The sequence below is a fragment of the Formosa haliotis genome (genome assembly GCF_001685485.1).
GTDB classification, from domain to species: Bacteria; Bacteroidota; Bacteroidia; order Flavobacteriales; family Flavobacteriaceae; genus Formosa; species Formosa haliotis.
Map to the genome: position 1 here is coordinate 3868903 of NZ_BDEL01000001.1, position 26095 is coordinate 3894997.

The window sequence follows — 26095 nt, forward strand, 5'->3', positions numbered from 1 at the left end:
GTTCTTCTTGGTACGAACTTTTTTTATGCCTCATTGTTATTTATTTGCTGAAAAATTAAATAAATCAATTACGAAAATGAATAACAAAAAGTTTTTTAAAACAGTATTAAATACTTTTTTCACATTAATGTCTGCCTTAGCCATTGGTCAAAAAATGAACATAACGGGTACAGTTACCGATGCTAATGGTCCTCTTCCTAGTGCCACCGTTTATCTAAAAGGAACCTCTAATGGAGTAACAACCGATTTTGATGGAGTTTTTAGTATCCTTAATTCTGCACAAGGTAGCCAAGTTTTGGTAGTGTCTTATATTGGTTATAAGTCTAAAGAAATTCCTTTGGACATCCCGAATAGCAATAGTATTAATTTAGGAATAATACTAATTGAAGAAGATGCCGAAAGCCTGTCAGAGGTTGTTATAAAAGGAAATTATTACCCATCTCAAGTTCGTGCATTAAATATGAAGCGTAAAGGTGTTACAATCTCTGAAGTTTTAGCAGCAGATGCTATAGGAAAGTTACCAGATCGTAATGCTGCAGAAGCTGTGCAACGTATGCAAGGGGTGTCTATAGAACGCGATATGGGTGAAGGTCGTCGTGTTATTGTAAGAGGTGCTCCTACACATTGGACGGCAATAACATTAAATGGGAACAGATTACCAAGTGCTGGTGGAGCTAGCGATGAAAGATATACGCAATTAGATGTGTTCCCTTCAGAGTTAATTCAATACGTACAACTTAATAAAGCCCTAACACCAAATATTGATGGTGATGCTATTGGCGGTACCATGAACTTTATAACAAAATCATCCCCTTTAAAACAGACTTTAAGTGTTACAGCGGCAGGAGGTTATAATACCAATACTAAAGATCCTTCTTATAATGCTTCCTTAGTATATGGCGATAGAATAGGTGAGAAATTTGGCTTTATTGGCTCAGCTGTTATTTGGGATAGACAGGCAGGAACAGATAGATATGATGTCGATTACGATTTTTCTAATCCCGATAACACGCAATCTTTTGCAATAAATAGATTGCAATTAAGAGATTATCAGGCTCGACGTAAAACTGCAGGTTTTAATCTGGCTATGGATTACGATTTAGCACCTAGTAGTAAGCTGTATTTTAAGGGTTTATATTCTAATTACCTAGACCAGCAAACGGTTAGAGAAACGTATTTTAATTTTAATCAAAACAATGTACAGTACCAAGCACGACATGCTGATTATAAAACGAACTTGTATTCATTAAAATTTGGAGGCGATTTTAAATTGAGTGACCAATTAGTGCTTGAGGCAGCCCTTCAAACCGCTTCGTCAAACTTCAAGTTAGATTCTCCTAATACTGTGCCAGAAGCTGATCGTGGTTACCCGGTAGTTAATTTTATACAGCCCATGACTTATGGAGGCTTATCCTCAGATGGATTAAAATATTTAGCGATGGATTCCCCAAATGGAGTTGGAGGATCTTTAGATCATGTTACTCCTAATTTTCAATCAGATTTAGATCCCAGTAAAGCCTATTTAAACCAAATTATTATGTCTGGGTTAGATAAAGAAGAAACAGATTATACAGGGAATTTCGATTTCACCTATACAAAAGATGAGAAATTAGAACTTAAATTCGGAGGAAAATATGCAGGTAAATCTAGAGATTATAATAGTTACACTGCGTTAAAAATGCAAGGTGCTTTAATAGGTATACCTAATATGCCAGGCGTGGTCTTTATGTCTGATTTAGATTTACAAAGTGAACCTTTCGATGGTACCTTTTTAGAAGATATGGGAAACACTTATAGTAATGTAAATATACCACAAGTTACCAACAATCAGATAGATCAAATGTTTACAGAAGATTTTGCTTCTCAAAATGGATTAATTACATTATTAGATAAAGATGACCCTATCAATGCGCCACAATCATATACTGCTAAAGAAGAAGTAGCTTCGGGTTATATTATGGCCGATTATAAATGGACTGATAAGATTGAAATAATAGGTGGAATTAGAAATGAATCGAATTATATTAAACTTTCTGGAGCTAAAGTGGTTACAGATGAAAGCGGAAGTGCTGTAGAGTCTATTACAACTACACAACACTACAATGCATTTTTACCAATGCTGCATTTAAAATATAAGTTTTCAGACAATGCCTTGTTAAGGACAGCTTATACCCGTACATATGCTCGTCCTACATTTAGTCGATTAAATCCAGGAACTCAAATAAGTGAAATAGATTTAACAATTACTGAAGGAAACCCTGATCTAAAAGCTACGTTTTCAAATAATTTTGATGTGATGTTTGAATTTTATCCTGAAGGTTTAGGATTGTTTTCTGCAGGTGCTTATTATAAAGGTTTATCAGATTACATCTACGACGATCAGAGTCTAGTAAGCTTGAATGGTACTAATTATATTCGTACAAGACCAGATACTATAGAAAGTGCTTGGTTGTATGGAATAGAGCTGAGTATAATAAAACGTTTTGATAATTCAAATACCGTATTTAAAAACTTTGGAGTTGAACTTAATTACTCTTATATCAATTCGGAGGTGGAGATTCCAACATTTACTAACGGAGAAGAAACAGGTAGTTATAAAACAACCTTACCTGGACAGGCAAAAAACATAGGAAATGTTATTCTTTTTTACGAAAATAATAAGTTTATGGCTCGTGTTGCGGGAAACTTAAAAGGGAAATATGTAACGGAGATTAGAAGTGTTGCAGGTCCAGAACATTACCGATGGTTTGATAATAACTTTACGGTCGATTTTTCTTCGTCGTATTCCATTAGTGATAATTTAAGATTGTTTGCAGAAATCAATAATATCACTAATTCGCCAAATAGATTCTATCATGGAACTTCAGATAGACCAGAACAGGATAATTGGTCAGGAATTCGTGGTCAAATTGGACTTAGTTATAACTTAAATTAAAACCCATTAAAAATATGAATGTTTTAAACACTTGCTACTAACAGGTAGTGTCTTTACTGTATTTCCTAGTGTAGCACAGGAGGTCGTTACTCAAACTTTGACTTTAGAAAATAATAAGGTTGAAGTACAGAAAACTTTAAAAATTAATCAGATTCAGGTTTTAGGTACACATAATAGTTATGCCAAACCGGTAGACCCTAAAGTATTCGAATTAGTAAATCCTATTTTTGAAAAGGTGATGTCGCAATACAAAACGGTAATATCTGAAGAGGAGCAGGCTAAAATGAAAGAATTTCATCCACATCAAATGCCATTAAGTGAAATGCTTGCTTACAATCATCCAGATTTTAAAGCGCAATTAGATGCGGGATTACGCTCTTTAGAATTAGATGTGTATTACGATCCTACAGGAAATAGGTTTAATTCACCCGCAACTTATGAGATCTTAAAGCAAAAAGGCGTTTCGAAACTAGCTCCTTTTGATACTATAGGTTTAGACAAGCCTGGATTTAAATTAATGCATATGGCCGATATTGATTTTAGAACCCATTACCCTACTTTCGAAGGGGGACTAAAGGCTTTAAAAACATGGTCTGATAAAAATCCAACACATACACCAATTTTTATTATGGTTGAGGCTAAAGATAAAGGTTTTTCTATTTTTCCTAACTCGGCAGAAGTTTTACCCTTTACAGAACAGGCATTTGATGAGTTAGATGCTTTAGTTCTTAAAACTTTGGGTAAAGAAAAGCTTATTACTCCAGACGATGTTCGTAATAATTATAGCACTTTAGAGGCGGCTGTATTAGCTAAAAACTGGCCGCTCCTAAAAGACTCTTTAGGTAAATTTGTGTTTATGTTATTGCCTTCTGGAGGTGGTTTGGCTGCAGAAAGTGCTTATGTAAAGAATCATCCTGTTTTAGAAAATCGCGTGATGTTTGTGCAATCTGAACCAGGCCAGCCATTTGCTTCATTTTTACTACGTGATAATGCTATAGTACGTCAAGATTCTATACAAGATGAGGTAGCAAAAGGCTATTTGGTACGTACCCGATCAGATATTGAAACGTATGAGGCTAAGGTTAATGATAATTCCCGTGCTGAAGCAGCTTTTAGTAGTGGCGCACAAGTTATTTCTACCGATTTTTTTAAACCTGGAAACAGTTACAATACAGACTATTGGGTGCAATTACCTAATAAAAAACCAATGCGAGAAAATCCTATAAATTCTAAAAACAACTAAAATTATGATAAATATAAAAAAAGCAGGATACCTATTAGTATGTGCCTTAATGTTACAAGCTTGTAAAACAGAGCAAAAAGAAGCAGAGGTTACGGTAAAAATACAGGAAGAAGAACAGTCTATTGAAAATGGCAGTGTTACATTTTCAGACACGATAAAAATTAACCAAATTCAGGTTGTAGGAACCCATAATAGTTACGCAAAAGAAAGAGATAGTGTTATTATAAATTTCTTAGATCCAATGTTTAGTAAAATGATGTCTGGTTATATAGCTAAGATGCCTAAGGAACAGAGAGATAGTTATCTGGAATTTCATCCAAATTCGATGTCGTTTAAGGAAATGATTTCCTATAGTTTTCCCGATTTTCCTGCTCAGTTAGATGCAGGGATGAGATCTTTGGCTATCGATGTAGTTTATGATCCTGAAGGAGGTAAATTTAGCAAGCCAGCGGTATACGATGCTTTGAAAGCAAAAGGTGTAACGAACTTTAAACCGTTTGATTCTACAGGTTTAAATACACCTGGTTTTAAAGTGATGCACATTCCAGATATTGATTTTCTATCTCATTATAATACATTAGAGTCTGCTCTAACCGATTTAAAATTGTGGTCAGATACTAATCCTACACATACACCAATTTTTATTATGATAGAGGCCAAGGATAAAGGGATCCCTTTTTTTCTAATGGAGCAGAAGTATTACCATTTACGTCCACCGTATACGATGAGTTAGACATACAATTGGAGCTAATATTAGGACGTGACAAGATTATTACTCCAGACGATGTGCGCGGAAACTACAGTACCTTAAACGAAGCTGTGTTAGCTAAAAACTGGCCAACTCTAAAGTCCTCCCTAGGTAAATTTATCTTTTTATTATTACCTGGAGGAGCAGGATTGACTACTGAAAATGCCTATGTTAAAAACCACCCTTCTTTAAAGGGTAGAACCATGTTTGTTAGAGCCGATATTGGAGCACCTCATTCTGGTTTTTTATTATTAGATAATGCCGTTTTACGACAAGGAGACATAAAAAAAGCAGTAAGTCAGGGATATATGGTACGTACTAGGGCAGATATTGAAACTTATGAAGCAAAAGTAAATGATTTATCGCGTGCGAATGCGGCATTTTCAAGTGGCGCTCAAGTTATTTCTACAGATTATTATCAAGAAACTAATAATTACGGAACACCGTATAGGGTAAAAATACCAAATAATAAAATTCTTCAAATAAATCCTATAAATGGGAAGTAGGAAATTGGTTTTAAAAAACTAACAATGTTTAATTTTGATTTGTTTGTTAAAGAGAGTTCATATTTTATGTGAACTCTTTTTATATAATTCAAAATAATAACAGCTTAGATAAGATTTTTTGTTGACTTCAATTTTTTAGATTACCAGTCTGTGTCCAAACCAAAATTTTGTAATTTTAAAGAACAAATCAAAAATATGTGATTTAATTAAAAACTATAAAAGGACGACATGTGTTTCCACACCTCACAAACCGCAAAAGTAAAAAATATAGAAAGCAAGTTTAAAGTAAAAATTAGTGATGAAAACTTAGAGTCGTATTTCGATACTCCTCAATATCATTTAAATGGTTTTACGCATCCTAATATGTTGGTGATTCCCCAACAAAAGTCAGATGTCTTGGCTCCTGGGGTTTGGGGAATCGTACCTGACGACACCAGTAAGGACGAGATTACGAGCTATTATAAAGAGGCTGTGAAATTTGGTGGTGGATAAAAAAAAGCACGATCAGAAAGGGGGGCAGCATTTTATTTATGAAAGAAGGCATTATGGAACGGCGTTGTATCATTGCAGCGTCAGGATTTTTAGAACCACATGAATATAAAGGAAAAATACCCGTACCATATTAAAAATGAAGATGAATCGCCTTTAGCCCTTGTAGGGTTATATTCTGAAATCGGTACCTATACCGTAAATAAAGCCATATTTAGCCCTAATGAAGATAGCTATATTGCGAGTAGTATTGTCCCGTTTCATTATCCAGATTATAATACACTTTTTTGATAATTAAAATGAACATCCGTCTCGAGGCTTGTTATGAGTAAAATTCCCCTGTGGAAATTGGTAAAATTGATCTGAGTTAATTTTACGATTCTCCTTTTATAAACTGTTAAGGTTTAGGGGTCGACTTTGTTATTAATGGACAATAAGAAGGTACTCTATTAACCAGAAATTTGGCTAATAAAGGCGTATAAACGTTTGGATGTAGCTTGAGTTTAGGAACAAAGGGTGTTTAGATTAATCCGATTGAAAAATTCGAGGCCCGCCTTAATTAAGAAAATCGTTCTTAATTAAGTGTAATATTGTTGGTGTAAAAAAATATAAACTTTTGAGTGTTATCAATTCGGAGCATTAACAACCCGATACCCAACTTTCAAATCTACATTGCGTTCTCCGTGATCTTCCTGTAAGGAAATAACAACTTCACGTTCATTCGAGATAGAGAATTTAGGAATTACATAAACAATAATTGCCTTCGATTTTTTATCTATACGTTTGGGTAAATTGTATTTGTAAAGTGGTTTAAGGGATAATTTTTGCATAGATTTATGTTTGCCTTTTTTTCGGATTCTGATAGAGATTTCTAGTGTATTGACGTTATAATCTAAAGTGGAATTATTTTCAATGTCCATAACAAACAATAGAGCATCATTGTTATATACAAGATTTTTAAGTGTAAGGGATATGTCTTGTGAATGTGCCGAGCTTCGTTTAATGGTACGGGGATTCGTTAATGCATAGCTGCATAATTTATCATAATTAATTACGGTTTTTATAGGAGTTTGAGCTTTAGGTTTCATAGGTGTTTTAGGGACCTCATTTCCTATAGCTGATTCAAGATCAATAAAATAATTGAAAGTATCTAGATTCTTTTTATAAGCTAAAAGATAAGAGTACACATCTCCCGTTTCACTTATTAAAAGTAAGTTGCTATCTATACCTGGAGTTGCCTGTAGAAGCCCGAAATATTGTTGCTTTTCACGATTGTAAGTAAACACAAAATGTCCTGATCCTGTTATACCTTGCCTGATAGGATTAGGAAAAAATAAAGCAACGGTATTGTTTTCATTGGCATAAATGGTATCTAAATGTCGTACAGTTTGTGCCTCAGTGTGGTAGGGCAATAACGTAATTATAATTAAGGATAAAAGGTATTTCATGACTAATGCTTTTAAGGTTGAACTTTTAAAATGAGTTTGTAGTTGTTTACTACATGAATCTTTACGTGTTGATTATTGCGTTGAAATAGAGCTTTAATCCCGCTAACTTGCGGTACTCCTGCAATATTGATGTCTTCCACAATATCACCAATGACTTCTGTTTGTGCTTGTGCTTTAAAACTATGTTCCACATATACCCCTTCGTTGCCATCTTGGAAATCGAAAGCCTTTAGTTTTACTTTTCTATGATTGATCGTGTAGATATTTATAAGGGCACGATTGGGTTGTAAGCTCACAAAACCATAAATAGCTGTGTTTTTTGGAATAACCTGATCTTGAATTTTAATATCTTGATCTAGGCGTAAGTTTAGGCGTTGTTTAGTTCTCACAGTTTGATTACCATCCACGCGAACAATGACGAGTGAATCTGTATTTCTAGTATTAAACTGAGATATCACTTTAGGGTTTGAGGCAAAAAATAATAAATGGTCTAATCCCATATTTTTAGCTGCTATAGCACTATCTAATTTAGGTAGATCGGATATTTCTTTAATTATAGAGTCTTTTTCGGTGTTTTTATTCGTTTCATAGCGAACCTTTTGTGACACATAATCAAATTTACCTAGCTTATAAATACTATCTACAATGCGTTCCTTTTCTTCTGCGATATAATTAGGATTATAGAATCCTAAAGAATCTAGTTGTATTTCATTATAAATACTTGGTGCATTGGTTTCTCGAACCTCTTTTAGTTTGTTTATGGCATCCAATTTAGAAGTAAAAGCTTCTTGGTCGGACTCCAATTCCGGTACCAAAGTTTGTTCTAACTGATTGTCAGCAGATTCATCTTCATTCCATAGCACCCAACTATAAGCACCTATAAAAACAAGTACTAAGATAATCACAGCTCCAAAGACAATTTTATTTTTAGAAGTTTTCATACATCAGGTTTTAAGGGGTCTCATTTTCGATTTTTCGTAAACTATTCTCGAAATAATTAGTGATTAAAAGACCATGAGTGTTGTGAGGAAAATGGCGGTCGACATGGATTAAATTTCCTGAGGAAATGAGTTCGTAAGTGTCGATTATAGTTCCACGATTAATCTCAAAAACCGTGGTGGTTTTAAACTGGAAAGGATCTATATTTAAATCAATTTCAGAATGAATACTTTTTACCTTCTGGACTAGTGAATATTGAATTAGCCTATTGTAAACACCATCCGCTTTCTTTTGTCGGTATAAATTATCTACAGCACTATTTCCGAGCCATAAGGCTTTTTCTAAATGATTTTCATAATTAGTAGCATCGATATTATAAAAGTAGTTATGGAATAACTCCAAATGAGATAGGATTTCAACCTCTAAGTTCTCCTTTTGATTTAACCATTTTAAAGGGATTACAGCTCCATCCGTATTTACCGCAAAGGCATGGGTAAGTGTTTTTTTATGCATATCATAAACTAGCCAACCAGAAAATAGAGTTGTGATTAAAGTGAATATCACCACCGCCAAAACGATAAATCGATTTAGCTTTAGAATGGTGTATATATTTTTGTATGGTGTTTTCATTATGTAAAGAGTCTAAAGGTGAATGATGTGGCACGTTTATATAATTTGAATTTTAAAAACACAATAAAAAGTACACTTCCAAATTCTACAACTGGAGCGAAGATGCGGCTCCCCATATCGGTGCCAAATAGATTACTCCAAAAAGAAGTGTTGAGTTCGGTGTAAATGGCATTGATAAAGACATTTACTAAAAAGAATGCAGGCACTAGCATGTAAACGGCTGCATACAGTTTAAAGAAGTTGTAAGCCATAGACCTAAATTTTTCAAAGACAGCTAAACTCAGAATCAAGGGGAAAAATGCTTGCATAATTCCTAATAAAAAATAGCGTTCTGCTAAAAACAATGGATAGATAAACAAATCCAAAATCCAGAGTCCAAAACTGATGATAAAGGCTAGTATATTCCAGGCATATAGTGGTGTTACTAAGGCTTCATAAAGTAAAGACATAGCTTTCGTTGCAGCTTCTACCAAATTGATGTTCTCGTCTATAGGAATTTCTTGTAATTGCAGAGGAAGTAATGCAGGTGCTGTATCTCTGTATTGTGTTTCAATAGCAACTAAAATGCCATCGAATACATTAAGGATTTGTGTTGAAAAAATAACTAGTAGAACAATGATAAAGTTTTTAATGAGGTCTTGTGGTGTAAGCCCCCAAGTATATCCTTCTTTGTCTGCAACACCTTCGTTATACTTTTTAATGATATTGACTAGGAACAGTAGAATAGCCAATGTTTTCATCCCTGTTATAGTGAAAAGCGCGAAATCACTAGTTTTTATGGTTTGAAATATGGCGTCTATATACTCTAATCCTATTCCTAGTCGTATCATGGTTAACCTATTTAGTAATTTGTTTCTCGAGTATTAATTTTGTCTTGTAATTTTCTGAAAGAAATGATATCCCGATAGCGATTGGTTTTCAAATTGATGTCGGAAACCATGGCCTTAGAATCCTCTTCTTTCTCCTTTAGAATAGTGGTCCGTTCTGCATCGGTCATTTTTAAAAAATCACTAGAAAGAATCTGATCTATAAAATCTAAATCTTCTAAGGCAGTTTCGAGAATGGCATTAAATGAATCTGAAATACTTGTAATCTCTTCAGGTTTAATGTATGGAGAGTTTAAGATTTCGCGTAAATCATCCCGAACAACAAGGAATAATCTTTCATTATTTTTTGCAAGCGCTTTTACAGCTTTAAGCTGTTTTATGACGCTGTTTACTTTTACAATATTTTCCTTTTGATCTTTTAGAAATTTAACGGTTTGTAACAGTTGCGATGTTTGTTTAGCCGATTCAATAAGGGACTTTGCAAAGCTTATAAAATTGGTGTTATCATACACCGGCATCCCTTGAGCTGTGCTTTGGAGACTAAAAAATAGTATCGTTACGATGAATAAGATTTTAGTTTTCATTTTATGATGTTTTAGTGGTGAAGGACACTATGGCGTGTTCCATATTGTTATTTTCTTTATACAATTGCATAATGGTTTCGTTTTCTGGGCCATCGGTTAGGTAGGCTGCATATACTTCTTTAGGCACTTCAAGACGAAAAATATTGCTTTCACGTCCGATTTTAATAAAGATTTCGGTGTATTTCCTATTGCCTGAAAGATTGTTTTTAATAGATTTCAGTTGATTTAAATCATGGCTAGAAAGGTGCAAGCGTTTATGTAATTCATCATAGCCTTTTTCGTTATTCAAGCTATAAATCACTTGGGTGTTTTCTAGGATACTTGCAGATGTCGAGTTATTAGGCAACTGATTGATGGACTGTAAAATAATGCCAATAGCACCGTTTTGTTTCCGAATTGCTTGATAGTAAAATTCTACACTCTCTAAAACATTATCGAATTTGAGTTGCTTAGCAAATTCATCGAATAGGATAATCCCTTTCTCTGAACGATTTTTCCAAATAGTACGTTGAATGGCTGATTTTATAAGTTTCAGCATGACAGACAGAATTTCCTTATTGTTTTTTACTTCATCAAGTTCAAAAACAATGAGGCGTTTATCTTCTAATTTATAGGTCTGATCTTCGCTTACTTCAAAGAGAAAACCATATAGTCCATCTCCAACATATTCCGACATAATGTGTAGGAAATTGGTGATGTTAAAATAGTCTTCATGGATTTTTAGATCCGACAGTAAGGTGTTTTGTTGGGCGTCGATAAACCGATAAAAACCATCTAAAGAGTGACCAGAGTTGCTTTGTGAATAATAGGCACTGAGTATTTTTTTTAAAGCTACCGTTTGGGCTTTATTTTGATCAGTATCCGCTGCAGAAAGTTCTACCAAGAAATTGGAAAGATCTTCCAAACGTTCTGGAGTCAAGTCGGAAGGTGATGCAATATAAAAAGGATTGATTCCTAAATTACAACCGGTTTCATATCTTAAAATAGTATGATCTTCAGGGTATAGCTTCGCAAACTTGGTATACGAACCTCCTAAATCTATGATGACTAAGCGGACTCCTGATTCGTAATACTGACGTAAAATGTTATTTGCTAAGAACGATTTTCCTTCACCTGTAGGAGCAAAAATCGCAAAGTTTCTAGCTTTTATACGTTTCTTGTCATCATCCCAAACGTCCTTCAAAACAGGAATATTATGCTCTCGGTCGTTAAAAATAATACCTGAATCGTCCGATTTGTAATTACTCGTATTTATAAGTAAGCATAGGGCATGTTTTAAATCGGAAACATATAAATCATCGTTAGAAAAGTTCGAAGAAAAACAGAAATAACTATTTAATAAATAATGTTTTTTAGCATCGCCTTTCGGATAATAGGGCTTAATATCTAAATCTTTAAACTCGGTTTTAATTTGGGTGTTTATACGTTCTAACTCCTTAAGGCTATCATCCCAAAATATGATGTTAAAATGCCCACGAATAATCCGAGATTGATCGTCTTGATTAATACGTTTTAATGTGTCTTGAATCTTTTCAAGTATCACTTTATTCTGTGACCCAAAATTTGAACTCTTCTGGAGTTCATCAACTTTCTTATCTAAAATTTTTCGCCATTTGTGTTTATCGTCTAAATACAGGATTTGGTTTAGGATATGATTTTCATTTAAACGTAACCCTAAACCATCTATAAACCCCTGATGAAACACAAAATCGTCAGATGTGAAATGCTCATTTTTTTTACTAGTTTGTACGGCATCATCAAAGCACAACTCGCTATTAATCGCTAATACATCGAAATACTGGTTACCAATTTGAGTCTGTTTCTGATCAAGGATCATATCGGTATCCATATCCGTATTAAAACCGTTAAAATATGAGCGTGTTAACTCATGGATTTCATCGGAACACAAGGGGTTAAAAGATAGTTTTCTATTGGTATTTAACGTTGAAACGGCTTCCTTAACTGTTTTTTTAAATTGAATTAATCGCTCATCTAATCGCTGTATATCAATTGATTTTACTTTATTGAATGGATTGATGTAAGCATTGGTGTTCATAGGATTATGCTTGGGAAGTATAAAAAACAGATAACAATTGTGACTGATAAACTCTCGATCTTTAAAATGCTTATGTGTTGCTTTTTCAAGAAATGTTTCTTGTCTGAGGTTTGAAGCTTCATATTTTTGTTTCTGGTATATGTCTTGTTTTTGAACAATACAACCAGGTGGCAACGATTTAAGTGCTTGAAACCAATTGGCATGCAGCTCTTCAAAATCTTTTCTGAAAGTGAATAGATTTCAGGAAGCTCCCCTTTAAAGCACAATACGACATTTCCATTATTGGAAAACACTAGGTGGTCCTGGATATCCACTATGGGATAGTATGAAAACAAATTAATTTTTTCATGATAGACAAGGGATGGTTTTCGGTTAGAAATTAGTTTAGGAAATACGTTGTTAAGGGTGACGTGTTTAAGGTATGTAATGCCCTTTATCAGAGCGATGTATAATGCTGCATTTAAAATAAATCCACCAATGATAGCGATGAGACCGAAAGAGAAAATAATGACTAATAACGTGCCAATAACCGTCATAATCATCACCCCAAATTGAGGTAGTGGTAAGCCGTAAATCATGGCACGTTTTCTCATGTTTCTATAAATTAAATAGCGTTTCATTAGACTACAATTCCTATTAGGTAAGTAAATATTCCAACCACGGCACCGGCTATAAGCACAAAAACAAGAACTCGTGTAATTCCTTTTTTGAGATCGGCATTTTCCCCAAAAAAGTGACCTGCATTAAATAGAAATCCAATTAAAAATATTACTCCCAAAATAATGGGGAAAATGGTTCTTATGGTATTTGAGACATCATTTACAGAGTTTTCAATACCTCCAATTTGAGCGAAAGAAGGCAAAGTAAACAGCAGAAAAGCGAGAACTAAAAGCATAGATTTTTTCATAATATATTGCGTTGTAACAGTAAAGGCTGTTAGATTAATTTTTATGGAATCTATTGGATATCAGTCTAATTCATGTAAAAACATTAAAATTTAACAGGCTAATCTGTTAAATTTTAGACAATTATTAGTTAATTCTTGAATTAGATTCATTTTGTGCAAAAAATAAAATGAATTGCATTTTTAAAGGACTTAGGAATTGGGTGGGTATTCAGCTTTTATTCTTTTCAATATTTAGCTACTCACAAACAATCGAAAACAAATTACCTATAGTGATTATTGATCCTGGCCACGGAGGGACAGATTCGGGAGCTATAAGTAAGAGAGGTTTAAAAGAAAAGGATGTTGTTTTTAGAATTGCCACCGAAATGGTTCAATCTCAAAACAACACATATCATAATTTTGAAATCTATCTCACTAGAGCCGGAGATAGTTTAATTTCTTTAAAAGACAGAACCGTATTAGCGAATACACTAAAAGCAGATCTCTTTATTTCCTTGCATTGTAATCATTCCGAAAATAATAAGGCTAGTGGTCTGGAAGTATATGTGCATAATCAAAATGGAATGTATTTACGGTCATCTATAGCTACAGCTTTTTATTTGGGAAAAGGTTTATCACAAGCTCTACATTCCGAATATAGGGGTGTAAAATTTGCAAATTTTCAAGTACTAAGAGACACGAGCATGCATATGAAATCGATACTAATAGAACTCGGTTTTTTGTCGAATGAATTGGATGTTAGAATATTTTCAAAATCTAAGAATCTAGAATTTATAGCAAAAAGTTTATTACAAATCATTACTAAAATATTAGAACTATGAAATTATTTTATGTTGCACTGATTGATTTGATAAAGGAGATTATAAAAATTATTAGAAGGAGGGGGTAACGATAACGCTGTTTTTTTACTTTTAAATAGTTCGGGTTTAAGGTAAGCTTACAGGAGCTTACAAAATGCCGACAAGGATACTTAATAACCATAAGAACATTTACGGCACGAGGCCTGCCAAAACACTGGATAAAACAAATTACATAAGCTCCAATAAAAACAACGTTGTCAAGTACGTAACAAGTCTTAAATACCTCCTTAGAACCCTCTTCAAAATAAACCAATCCCCATAGTGTAGGCTACCGACCAATTGCCGGTTCAGTCAACACGACGTTCATGTTTGGCCGTGACGACCACACGAACGCTTAGATATTGTAGGCAGTATTTTTTTAATAAATTACTTCTACCTTATTTAACTCACTAACTTCTGTAAATTCCATTCCAGTAAAACCGTTTTCTGCTATTGCATTTTTTAGTTTTTCAGAAACAAAATAACCTCCTGGTGGTGCATTTACAATTCTAAACAAGTCAACTTTTGTTTTACTTAAATCTAAAGTAACATTTTTATGAAGTAACATAAGTTTATCTTTTCTCAATTTTTCTTTTACAAAAATATATTCATCATAATCTTTTACAAAAACAGACTTTTGGATACTTGAGTTATTCCAATCGCCAAGTTTTTTTGAATAAAATTCAGACTTTTTAAAATCTATGTATTTTGATTGTTTTGTGTCATTTAAAAGAAATAAATTATATTTTTTTGTTATTTCTTTCTTATTAAGCCAAGTATTTATTTTCCAATCTTGATAATTACAAATTTTAAAACCTCTAAGAAAATTTAATAATTCATCGTCAATAACTAGAAAGAATGATGGTATAGCAACAACATTAAGGTATGAAGTCTGTTTGGATTTTTTTTCAAGATTAGGTTCGGGTAATTTAAAACCAAAGTTAATTACACCCTCCCATGGGATAAAATCTTGTTGGATATCTCCTATTAGGCATTCTTCGCTTTGAGGTATTTTTCCAACCTCTTTTACATTACTACTAAATGTTAATAAATAATATTTCATCTTTTATGGATAACTAATTAAATCTGCAATTTGCCCTGAGTTTAAATTTGGGTTGTTAGTAATCAAAGTCCTTATATGACTTGCAAATCCAGAAACAAAATCATAAGCTTCATCTATGGAAGCATTTGGGTCAAGGTTATTGAGAATCTGTTGTGTTTTTGTATTATAAGCAGAGTGACCAGTCAAATGTAAACTACTAGGTCTTGGTATTCCATTTAATGCTTCATTTATATGAAATAAGTTACCTGATTTAGCTGCTTTTTGAACTACTGGATGTAATCTTTGTGCCCAAGGAATTAAATGATGTGCATGTAAAGCTGAATCAGTTATGCCTAGTACTTTTCTTAATTTGCTGCCAGCTGAACCAAAATAAACCGTTCCGTTTGCTAAAACTTTCCAAGTGAGTCTAACTTGTGGCCCTATAGTTGAAGGTATAATTTTAAAAACATACTTACCTGCTGTTGCTCCCCAACCCACAATAGGTACTGTAGCTGCAAAACTCAAAGTAGCATTTACACCATCGCCTTCTACTAGATAAAGTACGCCATTAGTTAAATCAGCGATTTCTCCAACAACAGGAATCATTCCAAAACCGTCTAAAGCAATATGTACAAAATCTTTAGAAGCTTCCCAATATACTTTAGCATCCGACCAATCTGGGTGGTTAAACTTTAAAACAGCACATTTTGTAGAAAAATAAATTTGTAATTGAATTATTCCCGGATTAGATGCGGTTGCATTGATGTCCATGAATTGATTTACAGAAGTTAAAAAGGCATTATCAAAAGGATTAGATACTTTATTTTGATTATTAGCTTCTATCACAAAATTTAAAGCATTTAAATCAGTTAAAGAATTATCCTCTCTTATAACATCAATCATTTCTAAAACAAAATTCTTAGCTTCTAAAGAACTTTGATTATCCAATATGTAATCAAAAAGAATTTGTACGGCATCAGCATTACTGTTACTATTTATCCAACCAGATTGCGCAGTAGTTAATTCTGGTTGTAAGAAATTTGTAAGGATATTTGGAACTGCTGAAGTACCATCTGGGTTGGTTGGTGTGGTAATAATTGAATCGTCTATGTCATTAGGAAATGGATTAGAAGGATTTGAACCACCTCCATTATTTGGCCCATTAGGACCACTATTTCCAGCTCCGCCTCCGCCACCTGGACCACCACCATGGTAAGTGCAAGACCTAGATTCCAAAACCCATTCCCAAACATACAGTTCTGTACCTCCAACTAAATCCCCCTGATTATTAGGAACTAAGGCAAGTGCCCAAGTCTCTGTACAGGCCCAACCACTAGAAGACCTAGATAGGTGTTCATCAAGTATTGAAGTGTCAAAATCGATTGGTGTATATTTAGTTGTTGTATTGCCGAGGAATTGTTTATTTAATTGATTGTAATCGTTGATAGAAAAACCATATTCTACAATAAACGCATCATAACCGCCATTAGTATTTGATTGCAAAACTAGGTTTTCTAAATTGTTTGCAGTTAATGAGTATCTAACAATAGGGAAATTGTATGAGTGAACACCTGTTATAGTATTTTCAACATATTTTAATGAATCTGTCTCAACTGTAAACCCTAAACCACTGTCATAAGATTGTCTAGAAAACGTTGACTTTTTTAGATTCAATTGTTTAAACTCAGTCGTTGCTACTTCATTTAACTCAAAATCTTCATAACTTAATTTTTCAATTTTATAATTTGATTGTTTTTCTAAAGTTTGTTCAATTGGTTCTTCTTCATTTTCACAGCCAAGAAATAGCAAAGGTATTATTAGTAAGTAAGCTGATTTTTTCAAGAGGTTTCGTATGTTTTTCATACATTTTCCGTTTTAGGTTAATATTTTTTTCGTTCTGCTGGGCGATATTGCCTACAACGTGTTTATTTGATTTGTTGCGTGGTTTAAGCACCTAATTTAGCAAATAAAAACCGAATAGAAATAGACTGCTCCCAAAAGCTTGGACTAATTTATAATTAATTTTTTTAATACTTATTTAGATTTCTTCAGTAGGATAAGATTCTAAATATTTTGGTCTTTCTAATATTGGATAGTTTCCTTTTCCGTAACCAGATATTGAGGCGATTGGTTGGAAGTCATATTCCAAAAAGATAGCTTGATTTTTAATTCCTTTTTGTTCAGATTGAACTTTTAGTTTTATTTCTGAAAAAGCGTTTATCAAATCAGCTTTAAATTTCGAGAGTATTTTGTTTTCATTCAAATTCAGTTTAAGTGCTTTTTGAAAAGACTCTTTTAATTCTTTATTTTCTTTAAGCTTATTTAATTCAATTGGTTCATCATCATCTAAATAGTGGTTAATTCCAATACTTAAATAATTCTGGTTAGTTTCATTAATATAATTCGTAATAATTTGTCCAATCGTAGCTCCTTTTGTGAAGGAAAGAGATTGTTCTAATAGTTTCTCTAAATCATGTAGAATCTCGTTTTTCATTAATTGGCTACAACGATGTTTGTATATGGTTTGTTGTGTGTTTCAAGCAACTAATTTAGTGAAAAATTACTGACAAAGAAAGTCCGCGAGGACTTTCGTAAGTAGGCGAAAAGCCAGCAATAAATTATATACTTTGTGTGTGCCCAGCATGGGCATCTTTTGATTTACCGAAAGGTAAATAATTAATCTATGGGGTGCAAGTCCCTTATGTGCAGAAGTAACGTTCTGGAGCATTAGTAAGTCGCAAGGGTGAAAACCGAGAGGTTTTATCTGAAGGTTATTTGCGATTGAATAAAGAGCAAATACCACTACAAAACTCGGTACTGACGAACAGAAATCGTATACAGAGGCATATTTACATGGGTAAGCAACCACATCAATGTAACGCCCTAAGATTAACAAAAGGGTAAGTATGTAGATACGGCAGGAATTGAGGGAAAGAAGATACCATTAACCTGGGGAGATCTCTACAACTACGAGTTGATCATGTAGAGAAGTCAGCAGAGGTCATAGTACTTACAGGAAACTAGCGGAGGGAATACCTTTGATGGACTCACAAGTAGGGAAGGACTGAACATAATTCTCTTCAAAATTCGCATAGGAGCACTAGTTGTAGCCTATGCATAAACTAGAAGATAGTGCCAAGGGTGAAAAGAGCTTTGGTGTGATGATTTACGAACTGCCGTATACGAGACCCGTACGTACGGTGATGTGAGGGGTGTACTCCGTCATTTGATTCCGGAGCCATCCACTCGATTAGGCAACGTTTTTCTATCTTTTATTCCACAATTCATTTCCAAGATAAAGTCGTTTGGTCAGTAATTCTTCATATATATTGTTTACAATATCACCATTCAAGAAAATTAAATAGCCATTTTTTGATTTAGGAAACCATATTGCTAAAGTGCTTACTCCTGGGTCTTTGCCTGTATGTAATAATGCAAATTCATCATTGCTGAAGTTAGTTAAGATTTCCCAACCTAATCCGAAGAAATCATTTTCTTTAAGCGTTACCTGATGTTGTATCATTTCTTGATATAGCTTTTTAGAAAGTTCAGCCCCGTTTATGATGTATTCTAAAAACTTACCATAATCTTCCACCGTAGTTAATAGATTTGCAGCAGCATTGGCTTCATAGTATTTTACAGTTTTTATTTTTTCTCCGTTCTCGTTGAAGTTTTGAGCATATCGTGTTTCGTCCATTCCCGAATCCCACCAGAAGCGGGTGTCTGTCATTTCAAGAGGGGTAAACAAGAGTTCTTTGGCAAGCTCTTCAATACTTTTACCCAGTTTGTTTTCAATGGCTTTTCTTAGATATTCAAAACCTTCACCCGAATATTGATATTTTGTTCCGGGGTCAAACTGAAAAGTCAGTTTATTTGAATCAGTCATATAACCCCAATTTGGAAAACCTGTTTGGTGCGTTAAAATGATTTTTGGGGTCAATTCCTTGTATCTTTTATCATTTTTAATATCAGGGTCAATCCAATATTTATATAAAGGTTCCTCTAAATCCAGTAGTCCTTTGTCAATCAGTTTTAATGTGGTCAATGCAAAAATAGGTTTTGTCAAAGATGCTACTTTGAAGATAGCATTATAAGGTGCAGTTGTTTGTTTATCCAATGTTCCGTAAACTTCAACTTTAGTCAATTTCCCGTTTTCAATTATTCCAATTCCCAATGCAGGAACGTTGTTATCTTTCAATAATTTTTCAATATCATTTTTAGGGCTTCCAACTACAGGGTCTTGATGGTCGTAACTCAGCACTTCGCTCAATTTCCAAATCTCATTTTTCAAAATCCAAATATGCGTGAATTTTGCCGTGCTGGTCCATACATCTTCTTTGCCATTTTCCCTTAAATAGAAATGATGGACACCTTTCTGTATGGCACCATATATTTTTCCATTGTTATAGAGGGGAAATACGTCCAAACTATTTGTATCTACTTTGCGGATTGGCTTTTGTTCTGAATTAGAACAGATGTATTTTTGCGTATTTTCGAAGAAGGCATTTTTATCTTGGAATCCACTTTGGTCGTGGTAAAATTTTAAATCTTTGGCTATGTGACTTTCTAAATAATCCAAATCACATTTGTTAAACCCACGTTCAAAGAAAATGCTGTCTTGCTTTTTGAGTTCGATAAATAAATCTGAATTTTTATCTGTTTGTGCAATGGCGCTAAAAATAGATAAAGCAAGAAAAGCTACGCTAAAGAAAATTTGTTTTGTCATACTAATAATTATTTTTCTGCAAAAATGCGATTCCTGATGATTTTCATCATAAAAATCTCCCCGCCAATAACCTGACAATATACCGCCATCTTCACGAAAGGCTCATATGAGACTGAAATTCAGACGGAAAAACAGTTCGCCTTTTTTGTCAATCTCTGCTGCATTTCTGAGGATTATGAATATGTTTGACAATACCAAAAAAATCATAACAACTAGACTAAACTTATTTCCAAGCGAAAACCAATTTTTCATAAAGGAGCTTAGCATAAAAATAATAACAGCAAAGATTAGCCATAAAATTTGAATGGAAACAATTTGCTTTGCCAATGGATTAAATTGCTTTTTGGCAGACATTATAACAAGTGGAATAATAATATTTGCAGGTGGGATTATAGTGAAAGGCAATGAAGAAAGGTTGATAATCTTTATTAAGGTGGACTTAATTTCAATTTGGGCTTCTTCTTTTTCAAGCAATTCATTTTCTTTTATTCCTAAGGTCTTCGCTAATATTTTAAGTGTTTGTCCTTTTGGTTCATTCCCCGACTCAATACGTTGTATGGTTCTTATAGAAATCCCTGATTTATCAGAAAGTTCTTCCTGTGTCAAGTTAAGTTTTTCTCTGTTCTTTTTCAGTTTTGACATTCGAAGTTGTTTTTCTTAAATGTTGCCTAACGTGTTTGTATATGGTTTGTTGCGTGGTTAAGCACGTAATTTAGCAAATAAAAACCGAATAGAAAATCCGCTAGGATTTTCGTAAGTAGGCTAGAACTAGCAATAAATTATATACGGTGTGTGTGCCCAGCATGGGCATCTTTTGATTTACCGAAAGGTAAATAATTAATCTATAGGGTGCAAGTCCCTTATGCGCAGGAGTAACGTCTTGAAGCATTAGTAAGTCGCAAGGGTGAAAACCGTGAGGTTTTATCTGAAGGAAGCGGAACTACAAAACTCGGTACTGACGAACAGAAATCGTATACAGAGGCATATTTACTTGGGTAAGCAACCACATCATTGTAACGTCCTAAGATTAACAAAAGGGTAAGTATGTAGATACGGCAGAAATTGAGGGAAAGAAGATGCCATTACCAGGGGAGATCTCTACAACTACGAGTTGGTTATGTAGAGAAGTCAGCAGAGGTCATAGTACTTACAGGAAACGAGCGGAGGGAATACCTTTGATGGACTCACAAGTAGGGAAGGACTGAACGTAATTCTCTTCAAAATTCGCATAGGAGCACTAGTTGTAGCCTATGCTTAAACTAGAAGATAGTGCCAAGGGTGAAAAGAGCTTTGGTGTGATGATTTACGAACCGCCGTATACGAGACCCGTACGTACGGTGGTGTGAGGGGTGTACTCCGTCATTTGATGGCGGAGCCATCCACTCGATTGCCAGTAGTTATTCTTTCATTATTTCAATTACTCCACTAGATTCTCTTTCCCAAACTAATTCATCATTATACCAAACTTTTGATAGTAAAAAATAATTCTGACTTGATTTAGAATGGGTTTTAATAGTATCAGTGTCGGTTTCTGAAAATTTCAAATAAGCTATGTTTTCCACAACTTCATATTCTGAAGTCTCATCAATGATATTTGATGAGGATGGATTTGTAAAAACTTTTAGTAATTTATCCGAAGTTAATTCTATACTGCCCATATTATAACCGTTTTCAATAGTTACTTCTACAGGGCCATTGTCAATTAGGTAATAAAGTTGGATGTCATTGATGTCAATTGAATTTTCTGTATTAGTATCAAGAAGATTTTGTCCATCTGAATTTTTAAGACTTAAATATATTTGGTTTTCTAAGTTAAATCCATTCATATCTTCATCATCTTGACTACAAGCTGCAAGAGCTGTAAATGCTAAAATCATTAATATTGCTTTCATAATAAAAGTATTTTAAGGGTGAATATTTATAATCATTTTGTATCCTGTCGAAAAATTAGCCCAACCTACATTAGGAGTGCCATGAAAAAACCAATTATTGTCTGTGTTGAAACTGTCATTCCATCCCCAATTCATATGTAAATAAAAGTCACTATATGTGTAGGTTTCGTATTCATAGTATGTCCCCGGATTATGAATTGTGGTGTATGTCATTCTTCTATATCCATCACATACCCAAGCGTGACCACCACCAGAAGGGTCTTGACCTCTTAATTTTACTGGTTGATTCCACATTGCCAATTGCTGAACAATTGTATTTGTATTAAAGTTTGTATAGTTTGCAGAACTGGAATAACCAAACGTATTTACAAGAGCATTGCGAGCATCGGAAGTGTAAGCACCAGATTCATCACAATCATATTGCATATTAACAGATTGTCCCGCATCTTCCATTAATCCTGCTACTTCATGAGTGGAATTGTTTAGAATAGCATTCCATGCTATTTGATTGGGCATTACTGCTAATAACCGTGCATAATTTTTAAATTTGTTCATAATTTTAATTTTTAAGGTTTGATTTAATTATGGCTAACGGCAGTCTGTCTAATAACCGACTGCAATTATATATATTTCTACTAAAATACAGTTTTTTCTATTAGACGGGAGCTAAGATTCTATATTTTGAATTTTGTTTGTAGGGTTCTTCAAAACTTGTTAGAATAGCTGTAAAAAGCATAATTAAAGACCTGTGAGCTTGAACACGAGGTGTATTGGTTTTTCTAATGATATTCCAAATTCTTTTTAAGTTATAGGCAATAAACATAAACCCTACATCTGCACTAGCGCGTTGCATCGTTTTTTTAGTTATGATATGATCAAAACTCCACTGGCGTTTTATGGTTCCGTAAGGATGCTCTACAATGGCTTGGCGTTTTTTATAAGCATCAGGATTTTGCAATACACTCTTTGCGTTGGCTTCAATATATTTATGGAATTCACTGCGTTGTACTACTTTTCCATTTGCTTTAGACGTGGTACATAATGCTCTTGCGGGGCAAGCTTTACATTTGTTTGTTTTGTATTGTTTGAAACGATAATTACGCCCTTTATAAGTGCTGCCATTACTTTTAAGTATGTTTCCTTGTGGGCAAGTATAGGTGTCGTGTTCTTTATTATATTTAAAATGTTCTGAGTTATAGTTAGGATCTGGAGCTTGCGATGCTCTTCCTATTCCAGGGATAGCAACAAGGGTTTTAATACCTAGTTTATTAGCAGTTTTAAATTCACTTCCTGTATGATATCCTTTGTCATAGAGCGCCGTAAAGGTGTTCGTTCCTAAAATAGTTTTAGCTCTTTGTAACATCTGTCCCATAGCCTTGGAGTCGTTTTTATTGGTAACCAAGTAGTCGAACGGAATATTATGATCTGCGTCTACAGTAGATTGTACACAGTAAGCAACTTCAGTAATATTGTTACGCACAATTAAATGCTTGCTATCGGGATCAGAGGTAGAAATTTGTGGTTCTCCCGAAGCCTTCAACTGTGCATTTAGTTTTTCGTATTCTTTTCTGCGACCTTGATGCTTATCAATATCTTTCTTAATTTCCTCTTTTTCATTTTCACTATCACTTTGTTCAAGAGCTTTGTTGTATTGTTCTAATTTATTGTCAATATAATCTATGTGACGCTGTATTTTCTTCTTATTAAAATTGTTTTTCTTACTATTCTGAGCTCTAAACTTAGTACTGTCTCCAGCAATAAGTGTAGCGCCTATAAGCCCAAAATTACGTGCCATTTGCACGGTAGCAAAGAACACTTTTTTAATAGCCTTTGCATTATCTTTTCTGAAATTGCTGATGGTGTTGTGATCTGGAGCTAACGATTCAAGCAGCCACATGACTTCAATGTTTCGTTTACATTCCTTTTCTAATTGTCTTGAAGAACGAATACGGTTCATGTATCCGTAGATGTAAAGTTTGAGAAGAACAGCTGGGTTATAGGCTGGAGGACCGTTTTCGGTAAAGTCTGAACGGAATCCTAGTTCTGCAAGGTTAAGTGAATTTACAAATTGATCTATAGACCTTACGCTGTTCTCATATTCTATAGAATCTTCAAGAGAAACAGGAAAAAGGCAGGTCTGTTTTCGGTCTTTTCCAGGTATGAATTTCATAACTAAAAGATACAAAAATCACCTGGAAATTACTTGAGAACTTCTAAAAAATGTAACTAAAAAAGCAATAGTTATTAGACAGTCTGACGGTTTTGTGTAAGCGTCAGTAACGGGAAAATGCGCGAGTATTTTCCGCTGACGCAACCAAGATAGCAAAAAGGCGAGAATTTTCGGTAGAAAATTCCGCCGTTATTGCGCTTACACGTTGTGTGTGCCCAGCATGGGCATCTTTTGATTTACCGAAAGGTAAATAATTAATCTATAGGGTGCAAGTCCCTTATGCGCAGGAGTAACGTCTTGAAGCATTAGTAAGTCGCAAGGGTGAAAACCGTGAGGTTTTATCTGAAGGAAGCGGAACTACAAAACTCGGTACTGACGAACAGAAATCGTATACAGAGGCATATTTACTTGGGTAAGCAACCACATCATTGTAACGTCCTAAGATTAACAAAAGGGTAAGTATGTAGATACGGCAGGAATTGAGGGAAAGAAGATGCCATTACCTGGGGAGATCTCTACAACTACGAGTTGATCATGTAGAGAAGTCAGCAGAGGTCATAGTACTTACAGGAAACGAGCGGAGGGAATACCTTTGATGGACTCACAAGTAGGGAAGGACTGAACATAATTCTCTTCAAAATTCGCATAGGAGCACTAGTTGTAGCCTATGCTTAAACTAGAAGATAGTGCCAAGGGTGAAAAGAGCTTTGGTGTGATGATTTACGAACCGCCGTATACGAGACCCGTACGTACGGTGGTGTGAGGGGTGTACTCCGTCATTTGATGGCGGAGCCATCCACTCGATTGTGCAAAGTTTTTTTTAATTCAGTCGAGATTCTAATTCTTTTCTAACCTCCTCTGCTGTTGGATCTTTAGCTAAAATAACTCCCTTTTCGTCAATTAGGAATATTCCGCCTCCTCCGCCATCTACATTATATTTTTGCCATATATTATTTTGTTTATCCAGTTCCACCAAGTTTTGCCAAGGCCATTTTTCTTTTTCAAGAAATCTGACCAATCTGTCAGTATTTTTTCTTTCGCCTGCAACTCCTATTATTGTAAAGCCTTTGTCTTTAAACTCATCATATAGAGGAATCATCGTTCTGCTTTTAGCTATACAAGGCCCACACCAAGTTGCCCACAAATCTAATAATGCTATTTTCCCATCAATTTTATCGGAAAGTTTGATTTCATTTCCATTTAAGTCAGGTGCAGAAAAATCCGTATATTTTTTTCCGACTTTAATGTTTTCTATTGCATTTGTTAAGTTTGAAGCCAATTTATTGTAAGGATGATTAGGGTTTGCTACTGAAAGTATTCGAAGATTATTTTTAGCCAAATTAATATCCATATTCTCTTTGTCGTACATAAGGTCTTTTATAAAAAATGAATATGATACAATAGAAGGATTGTTTTCTATGTATTCTTGCTGAAACTTTTTTTGCTCTTCGTAAATTGGTTTTAATTTGTTTACTATTATTTCTGCTTTTGGACTTAAATGTTGATTGGCTTCTTTTAAATCCCCAAGTTTTTCATAGATAATAATTTTTTCATCGTGACTTTTGGTTTTTCTTAATTCTGCATAAAGTAATTTTGCCTTATCACTATTATATTGGTCATTTTCAAATAATAAACTTATACTATCTTGTAATGGTTTTATTCTTGAGTTGAATTTATTGTCATAATTTTCTTTATATTTTTTAAATTCAGAATTTAGTTTGCCACCAATAACTTGATTTTTGTCAAACTCTTCTTCAGAGTAAATAGTTAAATCAATTTTTTCATTGTTCAAAAATAAAGGCATATATCTACCTCCTTGATTTTTTGCTTCTCCCAAGAACAATTCAACAGATTCAGGGAAATCTAATTTTGTTTTATAATGAAATTTTCCATCTGTAACGGGTATTTCAATTATAGAATCAGAGTCAAAATATTGACCTGCTTTAACTAAGAGAATTGACTCGGTATCTGTTCCAACTGTTTTTCCGTTAATTTCAAGAAACTGGTCTTTTTCAGACGAACAATTGAAGAAAAATACAATTGTTAAAAGTGGGATAAGTTTTGTAATAAATTTCATTAAAGATTTCTGTTTTAAATTTTGCACAACGGCAGTC

At 34.0% G+C, this 26095-nt stretch carries 23 protein-coding genes; 7 read left to right on the forward strand and 16 right to left on the reverse strand.

Annotation, left to right across the window (positions count from 1 at the left end; translation table 11 throughout):
* The first annotated feature begins 76 nt into the window (after positions 1–76).
* The 6 genes from A9D35_RS16335 to A9D35_RS19305 all read left to right on the forward strand — a co-directional run bounded on the left by A9D35_RS16335 (position 77) and on the right by A9D35_RS19305 (position 6212).
* Positions 77–2935 carry a TonB-dependent receptor gene (locus tag A9D35_RS16335; protein WP_066224998.1) on the forward strand — a complete coding sequence of 953 codons (2859 nt, stop codon included), beginning with the start codon at positions 77–79 and terminating at the stop codon, positions 2933–2935.
* Positions 2936–2966: 31 nt separating this feature from the next.
* Positions 2967–4178 (forward strand): Ca2+-dependent phosphoinositide-specific phospholipase C, encoded by a 1212-nt coding sequence (locus A9D35_RS16340; protein ID WP_235817914.1) that lies wholly within the window; start codon positions 2967–2969, stop codon positions 4176–4178.
* Positions 4179–4182: 4 nt separating this feature from the next.
* On the forward strand, positions 4183–4911 hold the full coding sequence (locus A9D35_RS19525; protein ID WP_066225002.1) for a Ca2+-dependent phosphoinositide-specific phospholipase C: 729 nt from the start codon (positions 4183–4185) through the stop codon (positions 4909–4911).
* 8 nt (positions 4912–4919) lie between these two features.
* On the forward strand, positions 4920–5432 hold the full coding sequence (locus tag A9D35_RS19530) for a Ca2+-dependent phosphoinositide-specific phospholipase C (RefSeq protein ID WP_066225004.1): 513 nt from the start codon (positions 4920–4922) through the stop codon (positions 5430–5432).
* A gap of 228 nt (positions 5433–5660) precedes the next feature.
* On the forward strand, positions 5661–5924 hold the full coding sequence (locus A9D35_RS19300; protein ID WP_066225006.1) for an SOS response-associated peptidase family protein: 264 nt from the start codon (positions 5661–5663) through the stop codon (positions 5922–5924).
* Between the two features lie 99 nt (positions 5925–6023).
* The gene (locus A9D35_RS19305; RefSeq protein ID WP_066225008.1) at positions 6024–6212 is read left to right on the forward strand and encodes a hypothetical protein; all 189 of its coding nucleotides are present in this window, start codon (positions 6024–6026) and stop codon (positions 6210–6212) included.
* 335 nt (positions 6213–6547) lie between these two features.
* On the opposite strand, the gene A9D35_RS16365 is transcribed toward A9D35_RS19305, so the two are convergent.
* From A9D35_RS16365 to A9D35_RS16395, 7 genes are all read right to left on the reverse strand, one after another.
* Complete coding sequence (locus tag A9D35_RS16365) at positions 6548–7369, reverse strand: DUF4138 domain-containing protein (protein WP_066225011.1); 822 nt, start codon at positions 7367–7369, stop codon at positions 6548–6550.
* An 11-nt stretch (positions 7370–7380) separates the two neighbouring features.
* On the reverse strand, positions 7381–8310 hold the full coding sequence (gene traM, locus A9D35_RS16370; RefSeq protein WP_066225013.1) for a conjugative transposon protein TraM: 930 nt from the start codon (positions 8308–8310) through the stop codon (positions 7381–7383).
* A gap of 10 nt (positions 8311–8320) precedes the next feature.
* A complete protein-coding gene (locus A9D35_RS16375; protein ID WP_066225015.1) occupies positions 8321–8938 on the reverse strand; it encodes a conjugal transfer protein TraK in 618 nt (205 codons plus the stop codon).
* Complete coding sequence (locus A9D35_RS16380) at positions 8938–9768, reverse strand: hypothetical protein (RefSeq protein ID WP_066225017.1); 831 nt, start codon at positions 9766–9768, stop codon at positions 8938–8940. The genes A9D35_RS16375 and A9D35_RS16380 overlap by 1 nt, the downstream gene beginning before the upstream one ends.
* An 11-nt stretch (positions 9769–9779) precedes the next feature.
* Complete coding sequence (locus A9D35_RS16385) at positions 9780–10349, reverse strand: conjugal transfer protein (RefSeq protein WP_066225019.1); 570 nt, start codon at positions 10347–10349, stop codon at positions 9780–9782.
* Position 10350: 1 nt separating this feature from the next.
* Entirely contained in the window at positions 10351–12579 is a 2229-nt protein-coding gene (locus A9D35_RS16390) for a TraG family conjugative transposon ATPase (RefSeq protein ID WP_439951247.1), read from the reverse strand.
* Positions 12580–13024: 445 nt separating this feature from the next.
* Positions 13025–13312 carry a hypothetical protein gene (locus A9D35_RS16395; protein WP_066225021.1) on the reverse strand — a complete coding sequence of 96 codons (288 nt, stop codon included), beginning with the start codon at positions 13310–13312 and terminating at the stop codon, positions 13025–13027.
* Positions 13313–13479: 167 nt separating this feature from the next.
* On the opposite strand from A9D35_RS16395, the gene A9D35_RS16400 reads away from it, so the two are divergent.
* Positions 13480–14133 (forward strand): N-acetylmuramoyl-L-alanine amidase family protein, encoded by a 654-nt coding sequence (locus A9D35_RS16400; protein ID WP_066225023.1) that lies wholly within the window; start codon positions 13480–13482, stop codon positions 14131–14133.
* Positions 14134–14530: 397 nt separating this feature from the next.
* On the opposite strand, the gene A9D35_RS16405 is transcribed toward A9D35_RS16400, so the two are convergent.
* The 9 genes from A9D35_RS16405 to A9D35_RS16445 all read right to left on the reverse strand — a co-directional run bounded on the left by A9D35_RS16405 (position 14531) and on the right by A9D35_RS16445 (position 26058).
* A complete protein-coding gene (locus A9D35_RS16405; RefSeq protein ID WP_066225024.1) occupies positions 14531–15214 on the reverse strand; it encodes a hypothetical protein in 684 nt (227 codons plus the stop codon).
* Positions 15215–15217: 3 nt separating this feature from the next.
* Positions 15218–17056 (reverse strand): AHH domain-containing protein, encoded by a 1839-nt coding sequence (locus A9D35_RS16410; protein WP_066225026.1) that lies wholly within the window; start codon positions 17054–17056, stop codon positions 15218–15220.
* Between the two features lie 175 nt (positions 17057–17231).
* Positions 17232–17687, reverse strand: coding sequence for a hypothetical protein (locus A9D35_RS16415; protein ID WP_066225027.1), 456 nt, complete (start codon positions 17685–17687; stop codon positions 17232–17234).
* Between the two features lie 771 nt (positions 17688–18458).
* The gene (locus A9D35_RS16420; RefSeq protein ID WP_066225028.1) at positions 18459–19919 is read right to left on the reverse strand and encodes a serine hydrolase domain-containing protein; all 1461 of its coding nucleotides are present in this window, start codon (positions 19917–19919) and stop codon (positions 18459–18461) included.
* Positions 19920–20021: 102 nt separating this feature from the next.
* On the reverse strand, positions 20022–20561 hold the full coding sequence (locus A9D35_RS16425) for a helix-turn-helix domain-containing protein (RefSeq protein WP_066225030.1): 540 nt from the start codon (positions 20559–20561) through the stop codon (positions 20022–20024).
* 755 nt (positions 20562–21316) lie between these two features.
* Positions 21317–21811 carry a hypothetical protein gene (locus A9D35_RS16430; protein ID WP_066225032.1) on the reverse strand — a complete coding sequence of 165 codons (495 nt, stop codon included), beginning with the start codon at positions 21809–21811 and terminating at the stop codon, positions 21317–21319.
* A 12-nt stretch (positions 21812–21823) separates the two neighbouring features.
* The gene (locus A9D35_RS16435; RefSeq protein WP_159427073.1) at positions 21824–22327 is read right to left on the reverse strand and encodes a C10 family peptidase; all 504 of its coding nucleotides are present in this window, start codon (positions 22325–22327) and stop codon (positions 21824–21826) included.
* 139 nt (positions 22328–22466) lie between these two features.
* Complete coding sequence (locus A9D35_RS16440) at positions 22467–23981, reverse strand: IS1182 family transposase (RefSeq protein ID WP_066225038.1); 1515 nt, start codon at positions 23979–23981, stop codon at positions 22467–22469.
* An 820-nt stretch (positions 23982–24801) separates the two neighbouring features.
* The gene (locus A9D35_RS16445) at positions 24802–26058 is read right to left on the reverse strand and encodes a TlpA disulfide reductase family protein (protein ID WP_066225040.1); all 1257 of its coding nucleotides are present in this window, start codon (positions 26056–26058) and stop codon (positions 24802–24804) included.
* Positions 26059–26095: the final 37 nt, after the last annotated feature.